General features: G+C 43.8%; 27 protein-coding genes and 1 other RNA gene. 11 read left to right on the top strand and 17 right to left on the bottom strand.

From position 1 onward, the window contains the following. Nucleotides 1-61 precede the first annotated feature (61 nt). From MKY52_RS22865 to MKY52_RS22855, 3 genes are read right to left on the bottom strand one after another with little or no spacing between them, the layout of a single operon-like run. A complete protein-coding gene (locus MKY52_RS22865; RefSeq protein ID WP_042186863.1) occupies nt 62-514 on the bottom strand; it encodes a DUF309 domain-containing protein in 453 nt (150 codons plus the stop codon). Next, nucleotides 504-1,316, bottom strand: a complete 813-nt coding sequence (locus MKY52_RS22860) for a GTP pyrophosphokinase (RefSeq protein ID WP_042126350.1) — start codon at nt 1,314-1,316, stop codon at nt 504-506. Before MKY52_RS22860 ends, MKY52_RS22865 begins: the two co-directional genes overlap by 11 nt. Before the next feature lie 30 nt (nt 1,317-1,346). Further along, on the bottom strand, nt 1,347-2,441 hold the full coding sequence (locus tag MKY52_RS22855) for a quinone-dependent dihydroorotate dehydrogenase (protein ID WP_341053684.1): 1,095 nt from the start codon (nt 2,439-2,441) through the stop codon (nt 1,347-1,349). Between the two features lie 211 nt (nt 2,442-2,652). Here MKY52_RS22855 and MKY52_RS22850 point away from each other — a divergent pair, with 211 nt between their 5' ends. Beyond that, nucleotides 2,653-2,790, top strand: coding sequence for a hypothetical protein (locus MKY52_RS22850; protein ID WP_167348489.1), 138 nt, complete (start codon nt 2,653-2,655; stop codon nt 2,788-2,790). Here MKY52_RS22850 and MKY52_RS22845 read toward each other — a convergent pair. The 3 genes from MKY52_RS22845 to MKY52_RS22835 all read right to left on the bottom strand — a co-directional run bounded on the left by MKY52_RS22845 (nt 2,787) and on the right by MKY52_RS22835 (nt 6,079). Further along, nucleotides 2,787-4,220: a L,D-transpeptidase family protein gene (locus MKY52_RS22845; RefSeq protein WP_341053683.1), complete on the bottom strand. Its 1,434-nt coding sequence runs from the start codon at nt 4,218-4,220 to the stop codon at nt 2,787-2,789. The two genes, MKY52_RS22850 and MKY52_RS22845, sit on opposite strands and share 4 nt — an antisense overlap. 134 nt (nt 4,221-4,354) lie before the next feature. After that, nucleotides 4,355-4,597, bottom strand: coding sequence for a ferredoxin (locus MKY52_RS22840; protein ID WP_042186857.1), 243 nt, complete (start codon nt 4,595-4,597; stop codon nt 4,355-4,357). Between the two features lie 150 nt (nt 4,598-4,747). Further along, on the bottom strand, nt 4,748-6,079 hold the full coding sequence (locus MKY52_RS22835; protein ID WP_445671030.1) for a DNA polymerase IV: 1,332 nt from the start codon (nt 6,077-6,079) through the stop codon (nt 4,748-4,750). A gap of 179 nt (nt 6,080-6,258) precedes the next feature. Here MKY52_RS22835 and cimA point away from each other — a divergent pair, with 179 nt between their 5' ends. Further along, a complete protein-coding gene (gene cimA / locus MKY52_RS22830; protein ID WP_042186855.1) occupies nt 6,259-7,878 on the top strand; it encodes a citramalate synthase in 1,620 nt (539 codons plus the stop codon). A 96-nt stretch (nt 7,879-7,974) separates the two neighbouring features. Here the strand turns inward: cimA and MKY52_RS22825 are convergent, their stop codons facing one another. Then, entirely contained in the window at nt 7,975-8,538 is a 564-nt protein-coding gene (locus tag MKY52_RS22825) for a TlpA family protein disulfide reductase (protein WP_076283167.1), read from the bottom strand. Between the two features lie 150 nt (nt 8,539-8,688). Here MKY52_RS22825 and MKY52_RS22820 point away from each other — a divergent pair, with 150 nt between their 5' ends. Continuing rightward, complete coding sequence (locus MKY52_RS22820) at nt 8,689-9,171, top strand: M67 family metallopeptidase (protein WP_149643955.1); 483 nt, start codon at nt 8,689-8,691, stop codon at nt 9,169-9,171. Here the strand turns inward: MKY52_RS22820 and MKY52_RS22815 are convergent. Genes MKY52_RS22815 through MKY52_RS22805 form a run of 3 tightly spaced genes read right to left on the bottom strand, consistent with a single transcriptional unit; the run spans nt 9,153 to nt 12,406 of the window. Beyond that, nucleotides 9,153-9,902, bottom strand: a complete 750-nt coding sequence (locus MKY52_RS22815) for an exonuclease domain-containing protein (RefSeq protein ID WP_340968695.1) — start codon at nt 9,900-9,902, stop codon at nt 9,153-9,155. The two genes, MKY52_RS22820 and MKY52_RS22815, sit on opposite strands and share 19 nt — an antisense overlap. Continuing rightward, complete coding sequence (locus MKY52_RS22810; protein ID WP_341055605.1) at nt 9,899-10,972, bottom strand: DUF294 nucleotidyltransferase-like domain-containing protein; 1,074 nt, start codon at nt 10,970-10,972, stop codon at nt 9,899-9,901. The genes MKY52_RS22815 and MKY52_RS22810 overlap by 4 nt, the downstream gene beginning before the upstream one ends. Nucleotides 10,973-11,011: 39 nt before the next feature. Then, nucleotides 11,012-12,406: an ammonium transporter gene (locus tag MKY52_RS22805; RefSeq protein ID WP_042186849.1), complete on the bottom strand. Its 1,395-nt coding sequence runs from the start codon at nt 12,404-12,406 to the stop codon at nt 11,012-11,014. A 546-nt stretch (nt 12,407-12,952) separates the two neighbouring features. Between MKY52_RS22805 and MKY52_RS22800 the strand changes: the two genes are divergently transcribed. Continuing rightward, nucleotides 12,953-13,387 (top strand): MerR family transcriptional regulator, encoded by a 435-nt coding sequence (locus tag MKY52_RS22800; protein WP_341053681.1) that lies wholly within the window; start codon nt 12,953-12,955, stop codon nt 13,385-13,387. 35 nt (nt 13,388-13,422) lie between these two features. Beyond that, nucleotides 13,423-14,094, top strand: coding sequence for a zinc metallopeptidase (locus tag MKY52_RS22795; RefSeq protein ID WP_042186846.1), 672 nt, complete (start codon nt 13,423-13,425; stop codon nt 14,092-14,094). Between the two features lie 35 nt (nt 14,095-14,129). Here MKY52_RS22795 and MKY52_RS22790 read toward each other — a convergent pair whose 3' ends face one another. Beyond that, complete coding sequence (locus tag MKY52_RS22790) at nt 14,130-15,044, bottom strand: LysR family transcriptional regulator (protein WP_341053680.1); 915 nt, start codon at nt 15,042-15,044, stop codon at nt 14,130-14,132. Nucleotides 15,045-15,048: 4 nt separating this feature from the next. Continuing rightward, the gene (locus MKY52_RS22785; RefSeq protein WP_341053678.1) at nt 15,049-15,684 is read right to left on the bottom strand and encodes a rhomboid family intramembrane serine protease; all 636 of its coding nucleotides are present in this window, start codon (nt 15,682-15,684) and stop codon (nt 15,049-15,051) included. A 116-nt stretch (nt 15,685-15,800) separates the two neighbouring features. Here MKY52_RS22785 and tpx point away from each other — a divergent pair, with 116 nt between their 5' ends. After that, nucleotides 15,801-16,319 carry a thiol peroxidase gene (tpx, locus tag MKY52_RS22780; protein WP_042186841.1) on the top strand — a complete coding sequence of 173 codons (519 nt, stop codon included), beginning with the start codon at nt 15,801-15,803 and terminating at the stop codon, nt 16,317-16,319. A 298-nt stretch (nt 16,320-16,617) separates the two neighbouring features. Here the strand turns inward: tpx and MKY52_RS22775 are convergent, their stop codons facing one another. The 3 genes from MKY52_RS22775 to MKY52_RS22765 form a co-directional block, all read right to left on the bottom strand. Further along, nucleotides 16,618-17,007, bottom strand: a complete 390-nt coding sequence (locus tag MKY52_RS22775; RefSeq protein WP_042186839.1) for a DUF1499 domain-containing protein — start codon at nt 17,005-17,007, stop codon at nt 16,618-16,620. A gap of 159 nt (nt 17,008-17,166) precedes the next feature. Next, nucleotides 17,167-17,358: non-coding RNA, 6S RNA (ssrS, locus tag MKY52_RS22770), on the bottom strand. Between the two features lie 103 nt (nt 17,359-17,461). Then, nucleotides 17,462-18,286: a YesL family protein gene (locus tag MKY52_RS22765; RefSeq protein ID WP_341053677.1), complete on the bottom strand. Its 825-nt coding sequence runs from the start codon at nt 18,284-18,286 to the stop codon at nt 17,462-17,464. A 186-nt stretch (nt 18,287-18,472) separates the two neighbouring features. Here MKY52_RS22765 and MKY52_RS22760 point away from each other — a divergent pair, with 186 nt between their 5' ends. Then, nucleotides 18,473-18,568, top strand: coding sequence for a hypothetical protein (locus MKY52_RS22760; RefSeq protein WP_042186834.1), 96 nt, complete (start codon nt 18,473-18,475; stop codon nt 18,566-18,568). 119 nt (nt 18,569-18,687) lie between these two features. Here MKY52_RS22760 and MKY52_RS22755 read toward each other — a convergent pair whose 3' ends face one another. Further along, nucleotides 18,688-20,334 carry a DEAD/DEAH box helicase gene (locus MKY52_RS22755; protein ID WP_076283171.1) on the bottom strand — a complete coding sequence of 549 codons (1,647 nt, stop codon included), beginning with the start codon at nt 20,332-20,334 and terminating at the stop codon, nt 18,688-18,690. A 332-nt stretch (nt 20,335-20,666) separates the two neighbouring features. Here MKY52_RS22755 and MKY52_RS22750 point away from each other — a divergent pair, with 332 nt between their 5' ends. The 4 genes from MKY52_RS22750 (at nt 20,667) to MKY52_RS22735 (ending at nt 24,824) form a co-directional block, all read left to right on the top strand. Then, a complete protein-coding gene (locus MKY52_RS22750) occupies nt 20,667-21,488 on the top strand; it encodes a YitT family protein (RefSeq protein WP_076283172.1) in 822 nt (273 codons plus the stop codon). Between the two features lie 191 nt (nt 21,489-21,679). After that, nucleotides 21,680-21,868 carry a hypothetical protein gene (locus MKY52_RS22745; protein ID WP_036689649.1) on the top strand — a complete coding sequence of 63 codons (189 nt, stop codon included), beginning with the start codon at nt 21,680-21,682 and terminating at the stop codon, nt 21,866-21,868. A gap of 230 nt (nt 21,869-22,098) precedes the next feature. Continuing rightward, nucleotides 22,099-23,307 (top strand): putative glycoside hydrolase, encoded by a 1,209-nt coding sequence (locus tag MKY52_RS22740; protein ID WP_341053676.1) that lies wholly within the window; start codon nt 22,099-22,101, stop codon nt 23,305-23,307. A 143-nt stretch (nt 23,308-23,450) separates the two neighbouring features. Next, nucleotides 23,451-24,824 carry an MATE family efflux transporter gene (locus tag MKY52_RS22735; protein WP_341053675.1) on the top strand — a complete coding sequence of 458 codons (1,374 nt, stop codon included), beginning with the start codon at nt 23,451-23,453 and terminating at the stop codon, nt 24,822-24,824. A gap of 64 nt (nt 24,825-24,888) precedes the next feature. On the opposite strand, the gene pfkA is transcribed toward MKY52_RS22735, so the two are convergent. Beyond that, on the bottom strand, nt 24,889-25,860 hold the full coding sequence (pfkA, locus tag MKY52_RS22730) for a 6-phosphofructokinase (protein WP_042126307.1): 972 nt from the start codon (nt 25,858-25,860) through the stop codon (nt 24,889-24,891). Between the last annotated feature and the right edge of the window lie 3 nt (nt 25,861-25,863).

Genomic DNA, 25,863 nt, shown 5'->3' with positions numbered 1-25,863 from the left:
AAAGATTCAAGGAACACCCCTACGGGTGTCCCTTATACAATACTCATATATAGAGGATCTTTTACTTACGATGAAAGGATGTCGGTCTCTGAGGACCACGTCGTTGAGGGTTATTCGGTGTGATAGCTACAGCTGCATTCTCCACTTGGTCCGCTAGACTCGGATCAACAATCTCTATGGTCAGATCGTAATAAGAAAATGGCCGCTCATCATATGATGCTAAGCGCCGAACATAATCTTTCACTTCCTCCACGAGTTTCGCCAGATTAATGCCGAGTGTCGCTGCTGGATATTCTTCCAGTTTGGCAGAAGCACCACTCAGCATAATAGCTGCACCGCGCACATTCTGATTGCGAAAATGGTATAACCCTACCGCTACTTGGAGAAGTGCTTTGTACAAAGGATCTCGTTCCTGGGCAAGCCACAGTTCTTCGAGTACCTCGTGACATTCGAAATAATCCCTGTCACGATTAAAGTACACTAGGTATTCCAAGTACAATGGTTCATAAGCCATCCGGCAAACTATCCTTTTTAGCTGCGGAAAGAAGTCCCCGCACATGATCTAGAAGTTCCTTCATCGCTTCCATATCCTGAACCTGCCATATTTCGTTAAAGCGAGCCTGCGTATCTATAGCCTCATTCACCAAGTGATAGAAATACAATTGATGAATGGCCTTGAGAATCTGAGTGGTCATATTCGAGTTTTCCTCGAATGTCTTCTGTGCTTCCAGAATCTCTTCCCGAATACTGGACATTTCACTGTCGAGGATCGATGCTGCTTCAGCTGCCGTCTTTAGTCGAACACGCATTTCATCGGGTAGACTCTCCCGATATTTATAGTTCAGGGAATGCTCTATGGTAGCCCAGAAATTCATAGCTAGCGTACGAATTTGGATCTCCGCGAGCACAATTTTCTGGCCAAGCGCTGTTTGCACAGGATATTTAATAATCATATGGAAGCTGCGGTAGCCGCTCTCTTTATAATTAGTGATGTAATCCTTCTCATAGAGTACTTCAAGATCCTTACGGGCCCGGATATATTCGGCCACTCTGCGGATATCCTCCACGAATTGGCACATGATCCGAATTCCTGCAATGTCTTCAATCCCCGTCTCCAGATCTTCCATCTTCACATTCAGCCGTTTAGCCTTTTCCAGAATGCTTGACAGCCGCTTTACACGCCCCGTTACGAATTCTATCGGCGTGTATTCCTCTCTTTTCTTCAACTCCGAACGCATTGTTTTGAATTTAACTTTCAATTCTTCCACAGTCTGTTCATATGGAAGCAAAAAAGTTCCCCAGTCCCTGCCGTCCATCGCCTTCGTCCTCCTGTCCTTTCGTCTCCTTCAGTGATGATCAGCGCCCACTGCTTCAGAGATATGACTGAATCCATCCCGCCGTAATAGCTGCCGTAATCCGGCATGCAATTTGCGGTTAACCTCCGGTCCTTCGTAGATGAGAGCTGTATAAATTTCGACCAGACTCGCACCTGCTCTTATCTTGTCATACGCATCCTGACTGGTGAAAATGCCGCCTGATCCTATGATCGGCATCTTTCCTTCCGTCTGGCGATAAATACTGCGAATGATCTCCGTTGAGCGGTCCCGCAGCGGTTTACCGCTTAAGCCCCCCGTCTCATTAGCCTTTTCATGACTAAGTCCATCACGGTTCAATGTAGTATTCGTAGCAATAATACCATCCATACCAGCTTCTGTCAGTGTCTGAACCATATACTCCAGCTCTTCATCACTTACATCTGGTGCTATCTTGACCAACAAGCTTTTGGTAATCCCGGTCGCTTTACGCTGAATCTCCATTTCTTCCTTCACTTGAGCCAGCAGGAACGATAATTCACTGCCATGCTGGAGATTGCGAAGACCAGGTGTATTCGGCGAGCTGATATTGACCACAAAAAAATCACCGTACGGATAAAGCGTACGGATGCACTGACGATAGTCTTCATGAGCCGCTTCATTACTAGTTATCTTATTCCGGCCAATATTAACTGCTATAGGAATTCTCCGATTCTTTAATTTCTTCAGACGCTGTGCCATAGCATCAGCCCCTTCATTATTGAAGCCCATTCGATTAATCAGCGCTTCATCCGAAGGAAGACGGAACAAACGAGGGCTATCATTACCCGGTTGACCCTTAGGAGTAACCGTGCCCACTTCCATAAATCCAAACCCGATCGAAGAGAATCCGACTACCGCATCGGCATTTTTATCTAAACCTGCAGCAAGTCCAACTGGCGTCGGGAAATGCGTGCCAAACAGATCAACCGCTAAATCCGCCGTTTCAGGAACTCCGTACATTAAACGTAGCGCCGCGCTTCCACCTGGCACTGATGACGATTTATCCAATCCACCTATGACGAGATGGTGAGCCTTCTCAGGATCAATCTTGAAAAAAATTGGTTTACCAAAATTACGATACAACACCGTTCTCGCTCCTTAAGGGGTACTTCACTAATCCACGTGTCTACCCGTTTCTGTAGGTTTCTTCTTAATTTTAGCCTTTTCTTGAACAAAAGAAAAGTATTTTACAGTGCGAGTATATTGAGTACATAACGCAGAGTATAGTAATTTTGTTGTAAACGCATTACAATATAGGTGTAATCAGCGATTAAGAGAGAAAGAAGGTATGCCCAGTATGTCTACTAAACGTAAACCACCAACTTTGCAGCAAAAGAAAGAAGAAGTTAACCGTAAAGCGCTAATGTGGATTGGCGTCAGTTTAACTTTACTAATTCTTCTAATCATCGTTCTGTTTATCGTTGCAGGAAACTAATTCAGCCAGTGGTATACTTTGTGGGGGTTGGTCTGATCATGCTTAGCAGTAGAGCTGAAGCGTTTAGCCGGCACAAGCTGCTTTTCAGGCAGAACCCCTTTACTAATCACTACTGTTGTACCTTTAGGAATCAGCGCGAAGAGTTCCTCCACATCTTCTCGGCCCATTCGAATACATCCAAGGGATTCATCCTTACCAACACTGTCAGGCTCATTCGTACCATGAATAGCATAATTACTGTCCGAAAGTTGAAGCCCTCTGCTGCCGAAATCCCCATCATCTCGACCATTTGGATTGACGACTTTATCTGTAATCACGAAATTCCCCTCTGGTGTCTTATCTCCGCCAAGTCCTACCGCATAATTTCGTAGAATAATAGAACCGCTGACTACCGCCAACCGGTGATTTTGTTTATCCACAACGACCCTCAACGGCTGATCAAAAAAAGGAACGTCACTCGCAACACTTCCACTCACACTTAATGCTGTCGGTATAGTCCTCACACCATCGTTAGATGAGCTTGAAGGCTCCGCTATGTCTTCTGTTCCCGGTGCCATCTTGTTCTTAGCCACCGCTTTAAGAGGGCTGAATTCCCGCTTCATGACGGTGGTCGTCCCACCTATCCAGTTCTCAGGAAAAGATCGTGTCAAATCCGCTAATGTATCTGGAAGCTTCCCTTTAGCATCTTGATAAGCCCGAATAGCACTCCATAGTGTGGCGAGCTCCTCTTGGTCACCCTGCCATTCTGCTCCATCCTTGGCGAGTTGCCCTTGGTCTGGCGGCTCACATGCACATACCTTAGGATCGTAAGACTGATATACCATCCGTCCCTTTCCATTCTTTTGCAGTGTGAAATTTAGCGGAAGCTTTTCTTTCCAGAGCAGCCATTTTCCCTCTCGCTCCATCCCTAACGCAGCAGCTTCAAAAGGTTCTTTACGCATTAGCATTTTCGCCATTAACTTTCCTTGCGAAGCCTCAGTTGCATTTTCTTGCGCTGTATACATCACTTTTTTCGCCTCAATAACTGACTCTTGGACGGAGACTTTTGGATCTGGCAGATCTTTGACTTCTGGAGCTGCCGTGTCTTGAAGGACTTCTTGTTCTTCAGTAACACCAATACCCGGAGCCACTGCTGAAGGTACCAATAACAGTATAAGAAGCATTAGCGCCAGTGATATGTATCTCAATCTTTGTTGGCCACGCTCACGCTGGCGACTCGCTTGCAGCAATCCATCTTCGTATTCGCGCAGCATTTCAGCAGGTACCTTACTATGCTCGAAAGCCTCATACACTTCACCAGCCTGATTGAAGCAATAATTAGCTTTTCCATGTTGACCGTTCTTATAGTATTCCTTCCCCAGCAAGTACCATGCCATTTTGTTATCTGGGTGCATCTGTACATATGCTTTGAGGTGCTGTGAGTTCTTCATCGGAACCTCCGAGAGTTTATAATTCCTACTTTATTAATATCGGTCAGACACAGCAAAAAAGACATCCCTAGCCGAACAAAATGTTCGCAGAAGATGTCTTTATCTGGTGTCGCACGTTACTCTTTATCGAGTAATTAACCTTCTTTGTTAAAAGGTTCGTCCGCAATTTTAATGGAGTCGGTTGGGCAACCATCACAGGAATCTTGGAGATCATCAAACAAATCGTCCGGAATCGCTGTCACACCGCAGTTTCTGTCATTTTCGTAAATAACTTCTGCCAAACCTTCATCATCGTAATCAAAAATATCAGGAGCCGTTGCGCCACATGCACCACAAGCGATACAAGTGTCTTTTTCGACCCAAGTGTACTTAGCCATTTTTTTCTCTGCCTCCCGTTAAGCAATGCTGCGCTGTTGAACCAGCGTCTTATTTTTCTCATATTAATATAAAAAGAATACAATTTCAATTGATTTTCAATACGTTTGCATTTCTGACGCATTCTATAGTATCAATTTCGACACGTTTTTTCAATCTTTATCTGACTCAACAGACAACAGATTATCCTTTTGCAGTGAGGTGCCTCGTTCCTTATGATTACGGAGCCTTGCAGAATGGGTGTCACTTAACATCCCAGCGGTCAAAACTGCATTTTCACCAAACTTATTGCGAAGCATATCCATAGCCTTGGTCAGTGACTCTTTCTTAGGCTGCTGTTCGTAATCGAACAAATCCAGCTGAATTGCAGAATCCTCTTTAGCGATCAATCCTTGCAAGGTCACACCAAGCAGTCGAACGGGCTTCTCACCATTCCAATGTCGAACATAAAGATCACAGACAGACTTGTAGATATCTTCTCCACTCTCTGAAGGCGCCTCAAGCTGCCGCGAACGAGTAATGGTCTTCATATCCGGTGTCCGAATGGTAAGCTGCACACCTGAAGCCACAAGCCCTTGCTTTCGCAAGCGCCGCGCTACCTGATCACTTAGATTCAGCAGAATGGGGCGTACCTCAGCAAGGCCAATAACATCCCGCGGCAGTGTAGTGGTGTGTCCGATCGACTTACTTTGCTCTCTCTCAGGATTTACTATCCCATGATCGATGCCGTTCCCTGCACGCTTTAGCCAGGAGCCCATAACTCCAAAATTCTCAACCAGCATTTTCTCATCAGACGCCGCTAATTGACCAATGCTGTAAATTCCCAGCTTACGGAGCTTCTCTGCCGTTTTTCCACCGATACCGAACATTTCATTACATGGCTTATCCCATAAAATCTTAGGTACATCCCGCAGCCGCAGCACCGAAATACCATTTGGCTTTTTTAAATCCGAAGCCATCTTCGCCAGGAGCTTATTTGGAGCAATACCAATGGAGCATGGCAAGCCCAATTCTTCCATTATACGGCGCTGAATAGTTTCCGCAATTTCCATAGGCGTACCGAATTGCCTGGAGCCAGTTATATCTAAGTAACATTCATCTATCGACACTGCTTCCAGTAATGGTGTATAGCTATAAGCAATCTGCATAAACGCATTAGAATATTTGCGGTATAAATGGAATTCCGGCTTAATAACGATAAGCGATGGACAAATACGAAGCGCCTTCTGAACCTGCATACCCGTCGAGATCCCCAATCTGCGGGCGACATACGAACAAGTAACAATAATCCCTTTCCGTAATTCAACGCTACCCGCAACCGCAGTAGCCTTACCCCTGAATTGGTCAGGATCCTCTGCCTCATGTACCGAGCAATAAAAAGCATTCATATCCACATGCAGGATAACCCTGCCACTCGTTGGATAATACTGATCAACATTCTGCACAATATCTACCTTCTTATCCTCAGGGTCTCTATTGTCCAATTTAGAATACCTCTCCGCTGCGGTTAGGTCAACTTAAGAGGCTGTAAAGTTCTTTGTTACATTCCCGCGTAAAAATGCTATAATGTATAAATTCATTTCCCTTGCCAATGCTTCCGATGTGAGTTTTGCACGAAGTGAATCCGGAAGACGAAGCTTACAAAACTTTTAGGAGGACACTCATGTCTAAGTCCATCTCCATCTTCGATACTACATTACGCGACGGCACCCAAGGTGAAGGCATCAGTCTGTCGGCTGACGACAAGCTGAAGATTGCCAAGAAGCTCGATGATCTGGGTGTGCACTATATTGAAGGTGGCATCCCGGGAAGCAACAATAAAGACATTGAATTTTTTAAAAGAGTCAAGGAGCTTCATCTGAACGCCAAAATCACAGCGTTCGGCAGCACACGGCGGAAGAATTCCTTGGCCGAAAACGATGACAATTTAAAACGTATGATTGATGCAGGAGTTCCTGCTGCTACACTCGTCGGAAAGTCTTGGGATTTTCATGTACACACTGCATTACAGACTACGCTTGAGGAGAATCTCGCCATGATTGGCGACTCCATATCCTACTTGAAACGAAAAGGCCTTGAAGTAATTTTTGATGCCGAGCATTTCTTTGATGGATACAAGAACAATCCTGAATATGCAGCAGCCGTTCTGTCCAAAGCCCGGGAAGCCGGAGCAGATTGGCTTGTAATGTGCGATACCAACGGTGGAACATTGCCTTTTGAAATTCATGAGATTGTTACCGCTCTGGCTGGGCAGCTACCTGGAGCAAATCTCGGAATTCACACTCACAATGACTGTGAGCTGGCGGTAGCTAATACACTTAGCGCCATCGGTGCTGGAGCACGGCAAGTTCAAGGTACCATTAATGGTTACGGCGAACGATGCGGCAATGCCAACTTATGTTCCATCATCCCTACCCTTCAGCTCAAAATGGGATACCACTGTATTCCTGGTGATTCTTTACCGCAGCTTACGAACACAGCACGCTATATTAGTGAAGTTGCCAATGTTAATCTGCCGGTAAATCAACCTTATGTCGGAAATGCAGCTTTCGCACACAAAGGTGGAATCCATGTCTCCGCTATCATGCGTGATTCACGGACCTATGAGCACATCGCTCCTGAGCTTGTCGGGAATAAACAACGTGTGCTGGTCTCTGAACTGGCTGGACAGAGCAATGTGCTCTCCAAGGCGCAAGATATGGGTTTAAATTTGGATCCAAGCAGCGAGCAAGCTCGCCGGGTGATCGAGAAGATCAAAACGATGGAGCATCAGGGGTATCAATTTGAAGGTGCCGATGCCTCGCTGGAGCTATTGCTTCGGGAAGCTACTGGCGAGATGAACGAAACCTTTACCTTTGAATCCTTCAAGATGTTAGTCGAAAAAACCGCAGAGCATCCAGTTGTATCTGAAGCCTTCGTTAAACTGAAGGTTGGCAATGAGAACCTTTATACCGCTGCTGAAGGTAACGGTCCGGTCAATGCACTCGACAACGCTCTTCGTAAAGCGCTGCAGACCTACTTCCCGCAATTGAAGGAAATGCATCTATCCGACTATAAAGTCCGTGTTATAGATGAACAGGATCAGACTGCTGCGAAAGTACGGGTATTGATTGAATCCAAGAACTTCACAGACACTTGGAGTACGGTAGGCGTCTCCAGTAACGTCATTGAAGCCAGCTGGGAAGCGCTTGTTGACAGTATGCGCTACGCACTTCTGAATCAACTCTCGCTGGAAAATGAACAGTCTGGAAGTACTGAACCTAGAGGCCTGGTAAATCATTAATTCATACCTTTCATAAGCATTCATATGACGAAGAACCCCCTTCAACAGTTTAACTGTAATGAAGGGGGCCTTTTATAATTCTTTGGTGTAGATCCTTTATGATTCGGTAAGCTTGATAATTTTTTTCTCCAGTTCTTCCGGACTAAGAATGCCCAGAATAATCTCTGAGATCACTCCATTCTTGTCAATAAGCACGTTGGTAGGAAATACTGCCCCGTTATATTTGCTGTACACCTCATCTTTCACATCAAACATAACCGGGAACACAAGACCGTATTTCTTAATAAAACGTTCTGCATTGGGTTTATAATCCTGACTACTCACATTAATACCGTAAATATCTAGAACATCCTTATACTTAGTGGCCATGGTGTTAAGCTCCGGAGCTTCCTCCTTGCAGGGATCACACCATGAAGCCCAGAAATTAACGAGGACTGCCTTCTCGCGCGGCCCGTCAACTACATATGTAGTCCCATCCGTTCCTTGGAGTGAAAATGAGGGAGCGAGCAGTCCAGCCTTAGGTCCTATTTTCATTGGCGGCTCATCTTGTTGTCCAAAAACAGCGGTAGCCTTCGGCTCACGATTATGCCACACCGCAAACACAGCTACACATACAATAAGAATCACTATCGTGATATTCAATTTATTTACTGCTTTCATAGGGATCTGTTCCTTTTCGAATGGAATAGTTTTCTACTATTGTACCCTCATTAACTTCAATTTCAAACCATCCATTTTTTAGACAAAAAGAAAAATAAAAAGAGGGTATCGTCAGCGACGAAACCCTAATGAAGAGAGAGGGGTGAACAAATGGCAGCATTACAGGGAAATGTCCAGCCTATAAGACTGAAATATTCCGTACAGCAAGCACTGGGGAAGCACTTGCTGTCCAGTTACCCGCATGAAGCATGCGGAGTCCTGCTGGGTGCTGCCGCAGCGGGTGGCATGCTCATCGATACTTACGTACCTATGCGCAACGTAGCGCCAGACCCGCTGCACACATTCACTCCCCACCCTGAAGAATGGATTCATGTTCTTTACAATGAGCCGACACTCATCGGTTTATTTCATTCCCACCCAAATTCAGAACCTATACCTTCGGTTGCCGATTATAAAGGATTAGCAGCACTTGGACCTGAATTTAAGGTCTACCTTATTGGTTCTCCCAGACCTGAAGATAGCTGCTCTCCATTTCTGAATGGATTTTATATTGAGCGGTATTCAAATGAACAAGGAACATCTTTCCCTTTCCCTGAACTATCTCAAGCCCCGCTTCACGTTCTACTTAAATAAGCATATAAATCGCCTAAGGTATCTACTTGGCCCCGCTCCGAAATTTCGCGAAGATAAGCCACCCACAGCCGGGCTGTCATTTTGGCATCCTCTAATGCATTGTGACGTCCATGAATCGGAATTTCATGAACAAATAACAGTTCATCGAGTGTATAGTTATTTCGCTGCGGCTCAAGCCAACGTGCAAGCATCATCGTGTCCAGCACCCGGTGTGTAAGCTGAACTTTAGAAGTTCTCCATAGCGCGGCATTGAGAAAAGCTTTATCATGCGAGCTTGCATGTGCCACTAGCACATTTTGCCCCACAAAGGACATGAAATTATGAAGGCCATCAATTAAGGAAGGGGCGGATTGTGTCATTTCTTCCGTTATCCCTGTTAACCTCGTAATATCTTCTGGAATTGCCGTCTGACAATTCACCAAGGTGTAAAAGCATTCATCTTCCTTAATTTCCTCTCCAACAACCTTAATTGCACCAAACGACATAATTTCATCTCCATGCTGATGAGAAAATCCCGTCGTCTCTAAATCAAATATAACCGTCTCCAGTTCAGACAGCGGAGTACGCAGCACCTCAGGACGACGCTTCTCACGCATGAGAGATCGGATATAGGCCATTTGCTGCGCAGTCTGATGAGCAGTTTCTCCCCCTCTCATCGAAGCGATTGCCGACGGCATTCCACCTTGTCTCAGGTTGTTCCAGAATCCTCCATTCTTGCTTGGCTCCCTCATGTTCGCCACCTTTCCGCTGAGCGGAGCTGACGCTGCAACGCCCGATGAAGGCGTCTAACAAGCAGCAGACTTTCACGCAGCTCAGACAATAGCTGCTTATTCTTCAGTTCACTCTCAGCAATATAATCACTGCTGATTAACAAGCCATTCTGGACACTAAATGGCGTGTTCACTCGCATCCGCATCGCCAATAAGAAAGCTCGCCGAATATCATCCAGATGTTGATATTTGTGAAGTCTTTCAAGCTCTTCAATTCGCTCTAAGGTCGAGCTAGCTCTAATATGATGCAATAACGATAAGCGTCTAACAATGTTCACTACCGGGATATAGACTCCATACTTAATGTCAAATCCACCTGCATAATCCCCAAAGCGCTCTGTTAACACCTGTCCCAGCAGATTTAAAGTCGCTTTATGGCGGACTGTATTGCGAAGAACAGCCACAGACAACTCCTCATTGTCAATAAAACCCTCATAAAAAGCCTCTTGCCACAATGCTGATAACTCCGTACTTCCCACAACATGGCGCATATCTGAAGAAATGATAAGATACCGAATTGGCTCCCATTCCAACTGGGTTCTCCATTCCTTCAGCTGCTCCTTCCATTCCGATAACGTCTTCCTCCACATCCCTTGGGAGCACATTACCTTGCCTGCACATTTCTCATATCCTACTTCTTCAAGCAGATCGGATAACATCATTCCAAAGAACTCAAAGTATCTATTCTTCTCCCCATCCGGTTCACCATCAACGATCAAACCATTATCCTGATCGCTCCACAGTGTAGCTTCCTGCCTTCCACTACTGCCAAACACAATAAATGAATAAGCACAGGGAGGCGGGCCATAGCCCGCCTCTTTCATCTGCGCCTCACATATTAGTACTGCAGTCTCTGCAATAAGATCATGCATTGTATTCACACGAAACATCCATTCCTCAATCGGAATTACATTCAACTGTTCCAGTAGAATACTTTGGCAGGCAATTCGCCTCTCCCTAAGTTCCTGTGGCGAACCGGCTAAAACGATGGTCCTAAAGCTTTCTTCATCATACCTATCTGTTAACTCCATCGAAGCCACACGGTCCGCCTCCCTATCTGAGGATTCATATTATTGTTTAAGGGTTTTGGATTCCGATTCTGCAATTAATTTCATTTGTTCAGGGTATCCGTAAGTACCATGCTCACTGATATCCAGGCCCATCAATTCTTCTTCTTCCGTAACACGAAGTCCTGTTGTTACCTTCATTACATATAAGATAATGAATGAAAGCACGGCTACGAAAGCAAATGTTCCTACTACCCCAAGCACTTGAACACCCAACTGGTGGAAACCTCCACCGTAGAACAATCCGGCTTCCCCTACCAAAGCACCTTTAGTAATAAGATCCGGTGCAGCGAATAGACCCGTGGAAACCGCGCCCCACATTCCCGCAATACCATGTACCGAGAAAGCATAGATTGGATCATCAAGTCCTGCACGTTCCAGCCATTGGGAAGTCATGAATGTGAACGCACCCGCTACTAAACCAATAATGATTGCCGCCCATGGTTCAACGTAAGCACATGCACCAGTGATCGCAACCAATGCAGCTAGAACACCATTCAGCATTGCTGGAATATCAGATTTACCAAAATACAACCAAGAAGCAATTAATGCCGCCAAACCGCCTGCTGCTGCTGCGATATTAGTGGTTAATGCTACATGACCGAAAAAACCTCCCATTGGGGACAAAGCACTACCTGGATTAAATCCGAACCAACCAAACCAGAGGATAATCACACCGAGTACAGTAAATACTTGGTTATGACCTGGAATAATAACAGGTTTACCTTCTTTATTAAACTTACCAAGTCGTGGCTTAAGCAATATGGTTGCTACTACCGCTGCAGTGGCACCTGTAAGATGGACAACCGTGGAACCTGCATAATCTTGCATTCCCAGCTCAGCCAACCAGCCGCCGCCCCATACCCAGTGTGCTACGACAGGATAAATTACGATTGAGAATAAAATTCCGAATATAATGTACACACTGATCTTTGCACGTTCTGCCATGCCTCCAGATACGATAGCTAAGGAAACTGCTGCAAACGCCATTTGGAACAAGAATTTAACATTTAAAGTAACATCAGAAAATGCAAGTGATTCAAATGAAGATGCTGTTGAATCTCCGCCATACAAGAAGCCTGTAGTACCGAAGAAGCCGTTACCGTTACCGAAGCCAAGTCCAAAGCCAACAGCCCAGAAACATACACTCGCAATGGCTAGTGTCAGTACCGTCTTACCGGCTACGTGACCTGCATTCTTCATTCGAACTGATCCTGCTTCAAGCATCGCGAACCCTGCTTGCATAAAGAAAACTAAGATGAATGCCAGGAAGGTAAACGCGGTATCCAATCCGACCTGCAAATCTGCATTTGTTGGACCGTCCGCCGCAAAAGCACTTACCGGATAAACCATCAGCGTAATCATGGCCAGTAACATCATCAACCATTTCTTTTTCATTTTTACCCCACTCCCCGATGTTATATTTTCTAACAAAGCGTGAAACTCTTAATGTCATTATAATCAGAAGTCAGGTAAATTGACAAGACTATTTTTGGGAATGTTTATATTTTATTTTCACTAAACTCACAAATTCTCCATGGTACACTTGGACTATCTCAGTATTTTAGGCCCAAACAGCTATGAATTCATTGAAATAACTACGTGAAGATCCGCTCTAATATTACTTTTTTATCGAATCATCCTTATTGATTCTCCAATAAACATAACATTAAATGTCATGTTTATCGTTAGGATTTATTAATGAACATAATCGATTCAAATTTGATATCACATGGAGTTTGAGTGTATTGTATATAAACAACGCATGTCATTTCATGAATTAACCTCTCTTTAATGCATATACTTTATGAAAGTATGACGTTTGACTGTATGGTTTACAGTTTGTTATCATTACAGATAGCATAATAGAAACCACCAATATAGGAGACGACTATCCTTTATGGACAGTTGAATTCGATTAGTGAGGCGAGGTAGCATGGGGATATGATTCTATATCGAATTGGAGAATTAGCTAAGGCTGCTCACATCAGTGAGCGCACCATTGATTATTACACGAAATTGGGGTTAATCTCCCCAGAGTCAAGAAGCACCAAAAATTACCGACTTTACAGTCATGAAACCTTGGTCGACTTAGAACGTATTAATCAATTAAAGCATGACAAGTATTCATTGGAAGAAATCAAATCCATGATGAGCAAATGGAGCGAGGCTACTCCTGAAACTGACGTATCTGATAAATTAGTCGAGCTTGAGCAGCATATGCAACGACTAGAACGTGAAGTAAAGGCACTTGAACCCATTATAAGCGGTCTGAAGCCGGGACAGGCCAAACGCGCGCTCTCTAACTTACTCCCACAAGGAGTGGCCTGCATGGAGGCGATTCGGCTTCTATTGCTTACGCAAGGACCGCCAATGTAAATACCATATTTACAATACAGTGGAGGAATGCAGCTATGGGAATGTATCTATTAGTAATTATCGCTTTTATTTTTTCATTATGGGCCCAGTTCAGAGTTAAAGGGACATTCAGCAAATGGTCCAAGGTCGCCAACTTAAACGGTCTGACAGGATATGAAGCAGCTAGACGCATGCTCGACGCGAATGGACTTCACGATGTTCCGATTGAGCCTGTAAGAGGTACGCTTTCTGACCACTATGATCCGATTCACAGAGTTGTACGCTTATCTGAGCCTGTTTATTATGAGAGTTCTATCGCAGCAGTCTCAGTCGCTTGTCACGAAGTGGGTCACGCCATTCAGCATAAAGTAAGTTATCCTATGTTAACACTACGTCACCGGATGTTCCCAGTAGTTAATTTTGCATCAGGTATAGCACCATTCATGCTTATGGCAGGATTTATATTCGGTTACTTTAATCTTGTAGGCCTTGGTATCATTTTCTTCTCGGCCGCTGTTGCCTTCCAGCTTGTGACACTCCCAGTTGAGTTCAATGCCAGCAACCGGGCACGTCAAGTCATGGTAGAGCAAGGCTACATTCGTAACGAAGAGGAACGCGGAGTAGCCAAAGTCCTAAACGCAGCTGCATTAACGTACGTTGCCGCCGCGCTAGTCTCCTTACTCGAACTGCTTCGTTTGATTACCGTCTTTTTAGGTAACCGCGACTAATACAACAATACAGCACAAAAAGAAACCCCGGAAGGCTAAGTGCCAACCGGGGTATTATTTTGCCTCGCTTTAAAATAGGATATCAAAAAAGTCCGAAACGAACGTGCAACCAGCGGCAACTTACTATCTGTTCGGTAAATCAAACCAACCGTCCTCGTCACAGCAGGCTCCACAACCCTTACCTGAGCTGGCTGGAGAGGATTCGTCTGATAGAACGCCATCTCCGGCAGAAGGCTTACACCCATCCCTGCCGCCACTAAACCACGTATGGTATCAGTCTCCCCACCTTCGAATGCAATCTGTGGTTGAAATCCCGCCTGCAAGCACGCTTGCCAAACGATCGGTCTCAAAGAATAACCTTGACTGAATAGAACAAACTTTTCATTTTGAAGCTGCTCCAGTCGGATCTCAGATTCTCCTGCCAGCTGATGATTCTGAGGAAGTATTGCAAATAACTCTTCAGTCATAACAATATCTCCAGAGACATGCTCATCATTTTCCGGAAAAGGCGAAATAAATGTTAAATCCACCTCTCCAGATAATACGTCCTTTATCAGCGAAGGGTAAGAGCCCTGCTTAAAGCGAAACTTAACATGGGGATAGTGCTGGCGGAATTCTGCAACGATAGTCGGGATAAGATGCGTTCCAAGACTGTGAGGAAACCCTATACGAATCTCTCCACGTTCCGGATCTAGAAATTCATGCACTTCATTTACCGAATGTTCCAATTCCTTAAGAATACTATCCACCCGCTTGCAAAAGAGCTGTCCAACCGGCGTAAGCTGCAAATTACGCCCTTTTTGCATGAACAAGTCAACCCCAAGCTCTTGCTCCAATTGATGAATCTGACGGCTTACCGCAGACTGCGCTACATGAAGTTCCTCCGCCGCTCTTGTTACATGTTCTTTTTGGGCTACCTTTAGAAAATATTGCAGCTGTCTTAGCTCCACTCCATCATCGCCCCTGTCTTAGGCTTTTTTTAAATATACGAATAATAAGTCCATATAGGAAAAAGCCAGAAACCAAGCCTCCGATATGCGCAACCCAATTCACATTTGGTGTTGCAAACGACATTATGATCCCGATTACAAGCAAACCGTATAACGTCTTTCGTGAGCCTTCGTCCATCATCGCCCGTTGAATAACAGCAATGTATAAAAATGCGCCATAGACGGCGTAGATTGCTCCAGAAGCACCTACCGAGACCGTACCTACCTCTAATACCGAGCGACTGCTGATTGCAATCGTTAGAAAATTCGCAAGAACTCCACCTACCACATAAAGAATTGCATATCGCCACCAGCCAAGCAGGCGCTCCAGAGGCGGTGCAAATACCAGTAGAGCGAAGCTATTAAAGAATAGATGGGAAAACCCATTATGTAAAAAAATAGCCGCCACATAACGCCACAGTTCCTCTTTATACGGGCTAACATCAACTATAGCACCAAAATTAACAAGTGTTTGTATATTGGTGGATCCACCATTGAACGCCATGAGCATAAACATAATCACATTAGCTACAATGAGAAGACATGTTACCGGGTAATACCGGAGATAACTTTTCCAATTTTCATACCGAATAAATATCATTACACCCATCCCTTTACATTTATATCTTGCTCTGTTGGACATCTCCCTGTAAATAAGATTATAATTTATTGTGGCAGTAAGAGCCAATATTACAATTCGAGGAGGAAAACAAGGATATGACGCAAGAAAGAACAGGCGTAGCTACTTTCAAAAGCAGCCCCATCACTCTCGTAGGACCCAAGCTTACAGCTGGTGATCCCGCTCCTGATTTTGTTCTAAGTAAGAATCTACTGGAAGAAGTGTCTCTTAGTGATTATGCCGGTAAAATCAAGCTGATCAGTGTTGTACCTTCTCTAGATACTGGTGTATGTGATGCACAGACCCGCCGGTTCAATAGCGAAGCTGCAGAGCTAGGTGACGATGTAGTTATCCTCACGGTAAGTATGGACCTACCATTTGCTCAAGCCCGCTGGTGTGGCGCTGCAGGGATCGATCGCGTAATCACTCTATCCGATCACAAAGCAGCCTCATTCGGACAAGCTTATGGCGTACTAATCAAAGAATTCCGGTTAGATATGCGTTCTATTTTTGTGCTAGACAAGAACAACACACTCACCTATGTTGAATATTTGAGTGAAATGACTGAGCACCCTAATTACGAAGATGCTATAGCTGCTGTGAAGAGCTTGCTCTAATTCTCTAGAACAGTAAGTTAGCGGCCATTTTCGACAATACTTACTTATCACTGCGAGCATAAATGCCTTTGTCGTCCTTACAAGGGCGACAATGTGTTTATGCGAGAAATATAAGACATAAAGTATAGGTGTAGAACTTATACTTTCTTATATTTTGAAAAAAGCGGAAGAAGGTCCATCCTTCTCCCGCTTTTTTTGTAATAGAAAGATTTATCGATAATATCCAGAGCAGTCAACATTTGCGTAAACGCATTCATACAATCCCTAAGTAAGAAGGTTTAGTAAGAATCTCTGAAAATTAGTCTGCTTTGTATTTTCCTAATTTTTTGTCCAAAGATGCATATAACCGCTGAATGACACGGTAATTAGCACCCAAATCACCTAGCGAACCTCTAGATGCAGAGTACATATCTACGCCACAACGAACAGGTGTGGTATTGAGCACAGAGACAGTAATGTCCAGTGTACGGCCGAATGCCGTTCTCTTCTCCAGAGTGATCTCACCTACTGACTCCACTTCATGAAGCACCTTGAATCCAGGAATCTTCTTAAGCGTTGATGAAACTTCCTCCCAAGCTTTGTCTTTCGTAAGATTGTAATAACGCGTTTTTAATGTCGGATCTTTTGCGCGGTCGCTTGTTCCATCATGACTACGGAATAAACCGACCAAGGTTCTTTTTAACGACAAAATTCTTCCCCCTCTACAAATCCCAAGTTCATTATTCTAAGTGTAACACTCTTGTCTCAGGAACAAAAGGGTATTACTCACTTTCTCCTTGTTCCAGACACACAAAAAAGCGCCCGTTCCCAACTTTCACGGGATACAGGGCGCTTTGGCCTAAACAATAGAAAACCCGCTTATGCCGTCCGGCTACAGTGTCTTCTGAACCTGCTAGAGCAGGTGGGTGATCGCAGAAAACGTTTTTGAATTCCCCAAGTCATATAGACAGGGCTGTTCAGCTGCGCTTCGTGTAGATCTCCCAAGACATTATCATTGGTTCAAAACAACGAGCAACCGTAACGAACATCGCAGGATTTGTTATTATTATATTGCGTTTTAACGAAAAAGTAAACCTGTATGCGCTTTATTTTACACTGGAATTAAATTACTGACGATTTCCAATGTTTAATACTCGTCTTTGTTAAATACGTTTTACATCTTTATCCTCAACATCATCTTCATAATCATCATCGTCATCGTCGTCATCCTCTTGATCGTTCAAAGCAGCTTCTCGCTCTTCTTCCTCTTTCAGTTTCTTCTGCTCCACCTGCAATTGCAGTTTATTATAGGTAGCATAGAAGTTAAAGAAAGCAGCCATCGCAATCAACGTTGGAATACAGATGAAATACAGCGCTGGATATCTAAGACCAATATAAGCTAGCACTGCAGCTGCAATCAAAGTTGAGAACACGCGAATTGGACGTGCTATAGTCAGCAATATTGAGTTAGTCATCACTTGTTTAAAGCTCATTTGATAATGAACGACAATAGAAAAGAAGTTAAACATGGACACCGATAAAATAATCATGAGCACTAACATCAAAATACCAACAATTCTGAAGTTAGGCATTTGTGTCATGTAAACCGTTACATCGACGTACATAATAACGAACATCAATGTGTAGATAATTCCACCGAGCATACTTTTTAAATAATTCTCTTTATACCCCTGAAAAAACGTACGAAAAGTTCCTACATCCGTGTTCCCCATAACCCATTTGCGCACAACGGTAAATAAAGCCGCCGAAGCAGGAAATACTGTAAATGGCGCCAGAATCCCCATAGCCCAGTTCAATGTGAGCTGCTCATTTACTCCACCTGAGCTTGTCCCAAGCATCATCAATTTCATCAATCCAAAAAATAAAAACGGGGCGGAACATAGTGCCCATAAGATATTACTAGCTGCGATACGTGTAATCCATTCTGTGATGCGGTATAAACCACCCATTGCTCCTTTAAACTCCAATTCCCTTCCTCCTCTGTCTCTTGCATACTGCTTATCTTAACTATACCTCATTTGACCTACTCTTTTCCATAGCCCAACTTTCTGAATTCTAGGTCATCGTCTATACATTAAGTCTATAAAGTCCATATATTGGGATTGTGACCATAAGAATTTCCAAAATCACCACATTCTAAAGGAGGTTATTATATGTCCTCACCTGTTGGCTACGGCGGCTGGACTTCCACTGGTACGATCCTCGTATTGTTTATCCTGCTCGTTATCATCACTCGTACTTTCATTTAAATAAGCTGCTAATTCAATAAACACCCTTATATTTCAGCAAAAAGAAGACGAGAACCGCTATTCGGCATCTCGTCTTCTTATATTTTGATAAATCATCCCCCGCGGGTTCTGATCAAGTATTAATTATCGAAATCTTCGCGTTTTGCTGGACGCGTGCTTGTGCTGCTTGGGCGAGTAGATGGTTTGCGGTCCGCACTGCGGTTCGCTCCACCATCACGGCTAGCTGCGCCATCACGGTTGCCTTTATAGCCACCGCCATAACCGCCACTGCCACTACCATAGTTACTGCCACCGCTGCTGTAGCCACCACGACTTCCGCCACCGTTGTTGTCACGGTTTCCACGGTATCCACCAGTGCTGCCACCGGAAGTACCACGGTTACCACCATAACCACCATTAGGTTTGCGGCCACTGCGAATGTCGTTCTTACCGCCACGACGTTTAGCACGGATTGGATCTTCAGGAGTCAATTCAATTGCAGAATCCTTCTTATCACCAGTCAGAAGCTTCATTGCAGCTGACAGCAATTGAACGGAATCATATTGCTCAAGCAATTGAATAGAAATACCTTTGTACTCATTCAATTCACCGTTCTCAACCATTTCAAGCAAACGTTCTGCTGTTACGCGTTGTTTACCTTCAATAGCCTCAGCCATAGTTGGCAATGGTTTACGAGTAATACGGTGACGAGTAACGCGTTCGATCAAATGCAGGTGATCCATTTCGCGTGGAGTAACGAAAGACCAAGCTGTACCTTCTTTACCAGCGCGACCAGTACGACCGATACGGTGTACATAGCTTTCTGGATCTTGCGGCAAGTCAAAGTTAATTACATGAGTAACGCCGGATACATCCAAACCACGAGCCGCTACGTCAGTAGCTACCAGCACATCAATGCTGCCATCACGGAATTTACGCATTACAGCATCACGTTGGTTCTGAGACAGGTCACCATGCAATCCATCAGCAGAGTATCCACGTTTTTGCAAAGCTTCTGCAAGCTCATCAACCCGGCGCTTCGTGCGTCCGAACACGATTGCAAGCTCAGGTGATTCCATATCAATCAAACGACTAAGCGCTTCGAACTTTTGACGTTCAGGTACTTCAACATATGCTTGATCAATCAGCGGAGCACTGATTTGTTTCGGAATAACGGAGACGTGTTGCGGGTTGTTCAGGAATTGCTGTGCAAGACGTTGAATGTTTGGAGGCATTGTAGCCGAGAACAACATAGTTTGACGCTCTTCAGGAACGAGCTTGAGGATTGTCTGAATATCTTCCATAAAGCCCATATCCAGCATTTCATCTGCTTCATCCAATACAACAGTTTGAACATCATCCAAACGAATGGTTTTACGGTTGATATGGTCAAGCAAACGTCCAGGTGTACCAATAATAATTTGTGGTTTCTTCTTAAGACCACGGATTTGGCGACCAATATCTTGTCCGCCATAAATTGCCAACGAACGAAGACCTTTAAAACGGCTTAGCTTACCGATTTCTTCTGATACTTGAATGGCCAACTCACGTGTTGGTGCCATGATAAGTGCCAGAATTTTTTCGTCTTCGCGATTAATCTTCGAAATGAGGGGGATACCAAAAGCAGCAGTCTTACCTGTACCAGTCTGTGCTTGACCGATCAGATCCGACCCAGTCAATGCCAATGGAATTGACTGCTCCTGTATCGGTGTTGCCTCCTCAAATCCTAACTCTGTGATTGCTTGTAGCACTTTTGGCTCCAAGCCAAATTCTGCGAATGTTTTCAAATTATTCATGCTCCTTCTATACAGTGGACATTCCACATGCTTGTCTGTATTCTTAAGTAGCGGTAAACACATTTATATGCTGTCCAATCATGCTCTTTTTTCTGCATGATATAGCGCTTTTGGGACGAAAAGCCTCCCTTTCATCAGGTACTTCATTGTACCTGAGCAACTGTAGCTTTACATCCGATGCAATGCAAAAATACCATTGTAACGTCCTACTCAAGAATATCCTGTACATTATATCACAACTCTAAGTAGGAATACCAGTGGGTTCCTTTCTTTTCATTGCATACATGGTTTATTTTTAAATTTATTTATAGAGGTGGATTTGCTTGTTAAGACAGATTTGGAATTGTATTGCAGTTATTTTTGGGGCAGCGTTGATCGCCAGTGGATTTAATCTTTTTCTAATCCCTCATCGCTTACTCAGCGGAGGAGTATCCGGGCTTTCGATGTTAGTGGGTTACTTTACACCACTAAACATAAGCCTCTTGTACTTTCTCTTTAATATTCCATTGCTTGTAGCTGGTTGGTTCCAGCTAGGCCGGAGATTTATTATGCTAAGCATGTTATCCGTTGTGGCAACAACCTGGTTCTTGACGATCATTCCCGAATATTTGGTAGCTACTGATATGCTGCTTTCTTCTGTATTTGGTGGCGTGCTGGTTGGTATTGGCTGTGGCTTCAGCTTCCGTGCAGGTGGTTCATCCGGAGGTTTTGATATCCTGGGATCCATCATCACTAAATTCCGCGATTTCCCAGTTGGAAACGTGGTGGTTAGCTTAAACGGACTCGTTATTCTTGCCGCGGCATATTTTGATAACAACTGGAACTTGGCTCTTGCATCGATGGTATCTATATATGTAACTGGTAAGGTACTGGACATGATTCACATCAGCCATTTAAAGGTAACCGTATATATAGTAACAAATCGTACAGATGAGCTCCTTCAGCATCTAATGGGGCTTCAACGTGGTGTCACAAAGATTAAAACAGAAGGCGCTTATTCTCATGTTGAAAAGGACATGCTAATGACAGTAACAACCCGCTACGAACTTGCTGAACTGCAACGTATTATCCGCACGACAGATCCTCAAGCATTTGTAAATATTGTCGAGACAGTTGGTGTTATGGGCTCCTTCCGAAAAAGATAAAATCGGCAATGAAAAGTATTAATTTGGAAAATGCACCAATCACAGAATTGTGATATATTATAATCACGCAGAACCCTAACAATTTCATAAAGATTGAGATTTACCCCTCTTTTTTCCAAGCACTTCGTTTTCCGATGATTACTGAATTCCATTCAGACCTATCGAAAAAGGAAAGGGTGATTTTTGTGGAAATGGAAACGGTAAAGCTGTCAGCAATCGTCATGAGGTGGTATCCTGATATGATGCCGTTTCTCAAACAGGACGAATTAAATTCCGTAATCGTTCTGCGTGACGGGCTTAGTATTTTGGAACCTGCAGATGCCATGGATATCATCCATTACAGTATCTGTGAACATCAGAATTCTGCGTATCTTCAATGAGTAAGCCGCAAGAGAAGTCTTGATAGTTGCCGCCTTAAGTTCGGCCATGTTGCCGTGTTGAGGCGGCATTTACTTTTTAACAATACGTTTAGAATCTGTGCGTCCCGGTTATATACATCAAGGATGGTTTTTCAGACCCGATCTGAGCTAACATTATTACAACACTGTTCTTTTTAGAAGCAACCGTTCCTATATAATTTAGGAAATGTACATAAAGGGAGAGAATACGAATGAACATCACCTGGGCTCTACTGATGATGGCCTTGGGAAGTGTAGGCGTGCAACAGAATCAACATGACGCTGAAGTGGCAATTGCATTGAAGTCCGCCATGAATCCCCCCATCATCGCTGCGCAAAATAATAATTCAAATGGTTCAACTCCAGCTCCAAATGCTACAGCAGAAGCAAATGACTCACAAAGCATGCTACACGCAGATCCTCAGCCGGATGCGCCAAAAGTAAAAGGCATCTATGTTACCGCATACAGTGCCGGTGGAGAACGAATGGAAAAGCTTCTTTCTTTACTTGATCAGACGGAACTAAATTCTATGGTCATCGACATTAAGGATGATGCAGGTTACATCACGTATAAAACCGATAATCCAGAACTTCAGAAACTTGGTAATCCGCAGCCATTTATTGGCGACATCAACAAACTGATGGAAAGATTGAATAAACATGATGTATATCCTATCGCTCGAATTGTTGTCTTTAAGGACTCTATACTTGCCAAAAAGAACCCGCAATTATCCTTTGTTAATGCAGACGGCACAGTATGGAAGAATAAAGGCGGCGATAGCTTTGTTAATCCTTATAATGAAGATGTCTGGAAGTACAATGTCGATATTGCCAAAGAAGCTGTCAAACTCGGCTTTAAAGAAATTCAATTCGACTATGTGCGCTTTCCTGAAGGTTTCGAAAAACGTGCTGACACACTTAAATACACAAAAACCAGTGATTCTCGCGTAGATATCATTTCTAATTTTGTAAAATACGCAAAAGCAGAGCTTGCTCCACTTGGTGTTCGTGTATCCGTAGATATTTTTGGATATGCCGCATCTGCTCCTGCTGAGGGCATAGGACAAGACTTCGTTAAAATATCCAAGAATGTGGATGTCATCAGCCCGATGATTTATCCGAGTCATTATTCAACAGGATGGTTTGGAGTGAAAGAGCCTGACTTAGATCCGTATGCTACCATTAAGGGCTCCATGATTGATACCCATAAGAAGCTTGATCCTCTAGGCAGCTACAAACCTGTTATTCGTCCTTGGATTCAAGATTTTACAGCAAGTTGGCTCGGAAAAGGTCATTATATTAAATACGGTAAAAAACAGGTGGAAGATCAAATCCGCGCTTTAAAAGATGAAAATGTAGAGGAGTTTCTGCTCTGGAACGCCAATAACCGGTATACCTCCGATGTCGATTATGAGAAATAATGTATATAGCCCTTATTATGTATAATTGAAATCAGGTATGATATATAAAGATAAAGACCCGGCATTTGCCGGGTCTTTTAATGGAGAAAAAGGGAACTTTTACTGTAATCTTTAAAAACCAACAAAGAATGAGGCAAAGAACGATGATACAAACCACCTCTTTAAAACAAAAAGCAATACAATTCTTTCATATTTTATTTCCAATTCTGGTTACACAGATTTCTTTGTCAGCGATAACCTTCTTTGATACAAACATGTCAGGTAAGTTTGGTACAGCCGATCTGGCAGGTGTGGCGATAGGAACCAGTCTCTGGATTCCAATTCAAACGGGCTTAAGTGGAATCCTTATGGGAATTACCCCCATCGTCTCTCAGCTCATCGGAAGCAAAAAAGAAAAGGATGTAGCCTATCAAGTCACACAGGGAATCTGGTTATCACTGATCGTCTCTGTAATTGTCTTACTAATCGGGAGCTTCGCCTTGTCACCTATCCTTAATTTTATGAATCTGGAGCCGACTGTAAGAGATGTTGCATTTCGTTTCCTAAGTGCGATCTCCTTTGGAATTATCCCGCTGTTTGGATATACAGTTCTCCGTAGTTGTATAGACGCTCTGGGACAAACACGAGTGTCCATGTTGATCACACTCATAGCCCTACCCGTGAATGTTGGTTTGAACTACTTACTAATCTTCGGAAAATTCGGGTTTCCTCGACTTGGTGGTGTTGGAGCTGGAGTGGCATCAGCTATCACCTACTGGGTAATTTTTTCGGTTGCTCTGCTGTTCATTTATCGAGTAGAACCCTTTGCAAGCCTTAGAATCTTCCGAAAGTTCTACTTTATATCGCTAAAAAGCTTCAAAGATCTACTGAAGATCGGTGTACCTATTGGCTTCTCGATTTTTTTTGAAACCGCAGTGTTCTCCGCTGTAACCTTGTTGATGAGTCGGTTCGATACTGTAACGATTGCAGCTCATCAAGCAGCCATTAATTTTGCAACTACGTTATATATGATTCCGCTCAGTATCTGTATGAGCCTTACCATTCTCGTCGGCTTCGAGACTGGATCCGGCAGGCAAAAGGATGCCCGTCAATATGCTATTATGGGAATTGGACTTGCGGCTATCCTCTCCCTGGCAACTGCACTCCTGCTCTTATTTGCCGGCCATCATGTAGCTGGTTTATACACTGATGAACCTGATGTCATTTCATTAATTCAGCATTTCTTAATCTATGCGATCTTTTTCCAGATTTCCGATGCGATTGCAACACCTACACAAGGAGCACTTCGTGGCTATAAGGATGTTAATCCAGCCTTCATTATTTGCTTTATAGCTTATTGGGTTATAGGGCTTCCTACAGGCTATGTACTTGCTACTTATACGGATCTAGGAGCTTATGGTTATTGGATCGGCTTGATCACCGGCCTTGCGATTGGGGCCACATTGCTCTTGACTCGGCTTGTTAAAGTTCAACGCCGTTATGCCACACAATATACAGACGCTCAAACACATCACTAATAATCAAAAGAATACAAAAAAGGAACAGTGCGAAATTCGCAGCTGTTCCTTTTTTGTGTGTTAATTATTGTGAAAGACGGGATGCAAGCTCGTACAACTCCACGTCAAAGTCTTTCTTCGTATTCACTACAAGATCGATATCTGTAAGGGTTAGTTCTCCCTTGATGATACCGCAACCTTTATCAGACTCACCTTCAATTAGTTTACGAACGGCAAAGTCACCAAGACGGCTAGCAAGGTTCCGGTCTCCAGGTGTTGGTGTTCCTCCCCGCTGAATATGTCCAAGTACAGTAACCCGTGCATCCAGAGAAGCATGACGATCTTTCAACGCTTGGGCCACATCTTCGCCTTTACCCACACCTTCTGCAACGATGACGATACTGTGACGTTTACCTCTGACAAAGTTGTCGCGCATACGATCCGCAACTTCATTCAAGTCATATGGCATTTCTGGCACGAGAATTGTTTCTGCTCCAGAAGCCAGACCTGCATGTAGCGCGATATCTCCACAATGACGTCCCATAACTTCAACAATGGAAGAACGCTCATGGGAGGACATCGTGTCACGCAGCTTGTTAATAGCATCTACAACGACACCAACTGCTGTATCAAACCCAATGGTGTAATCCGTGTAGGAAATATCATTATCAATAGTTCCCGGTAATGCCATCGTCTTGATACCGAGTTTACTTAGTTTATTAGCACCTTTATAAGAACCATCTCCACCTATAACCACTAGGCCATCGATGCCCATTTCATTAAGAATATCTGCACCCTTTTGCTGACCTTCTGGTTTTGTGAACTCCAGACATCTTGCAGATTGCAGAATGGTTCCCCCACGTTGAATAATGTCACCAACACTGCGAAGATCCATAGGGAAGATATCGCGATTCAGAAGACCTTGATATCCACGTTGAACTCCAAAAACTTCAATGCCATAATAAAGTGCGCTTCTTACAACCGCACGAACAGCGGCGTTCATACCTTGTGAATCTCCACCACTAGTCAGTACTGCAATTTTTTTGATTTTTGACATTCT

It is taken from the genome of Paenibacillus sp. FSL P4-0184 (genome assembly GCF_038004625.1).
In the GTDB taxonomy this organism is placed as follows: Bacteria; Bacillota; Bacilli; order Paenibacillales; family Paenibacillaceae; genus Paenibacillus_AQ.
The sequence above is the reverse complement of the archived record's forward strand: the minus strand, read 5'-3'. Positions and strand labels throughout refer to the sequence as shown.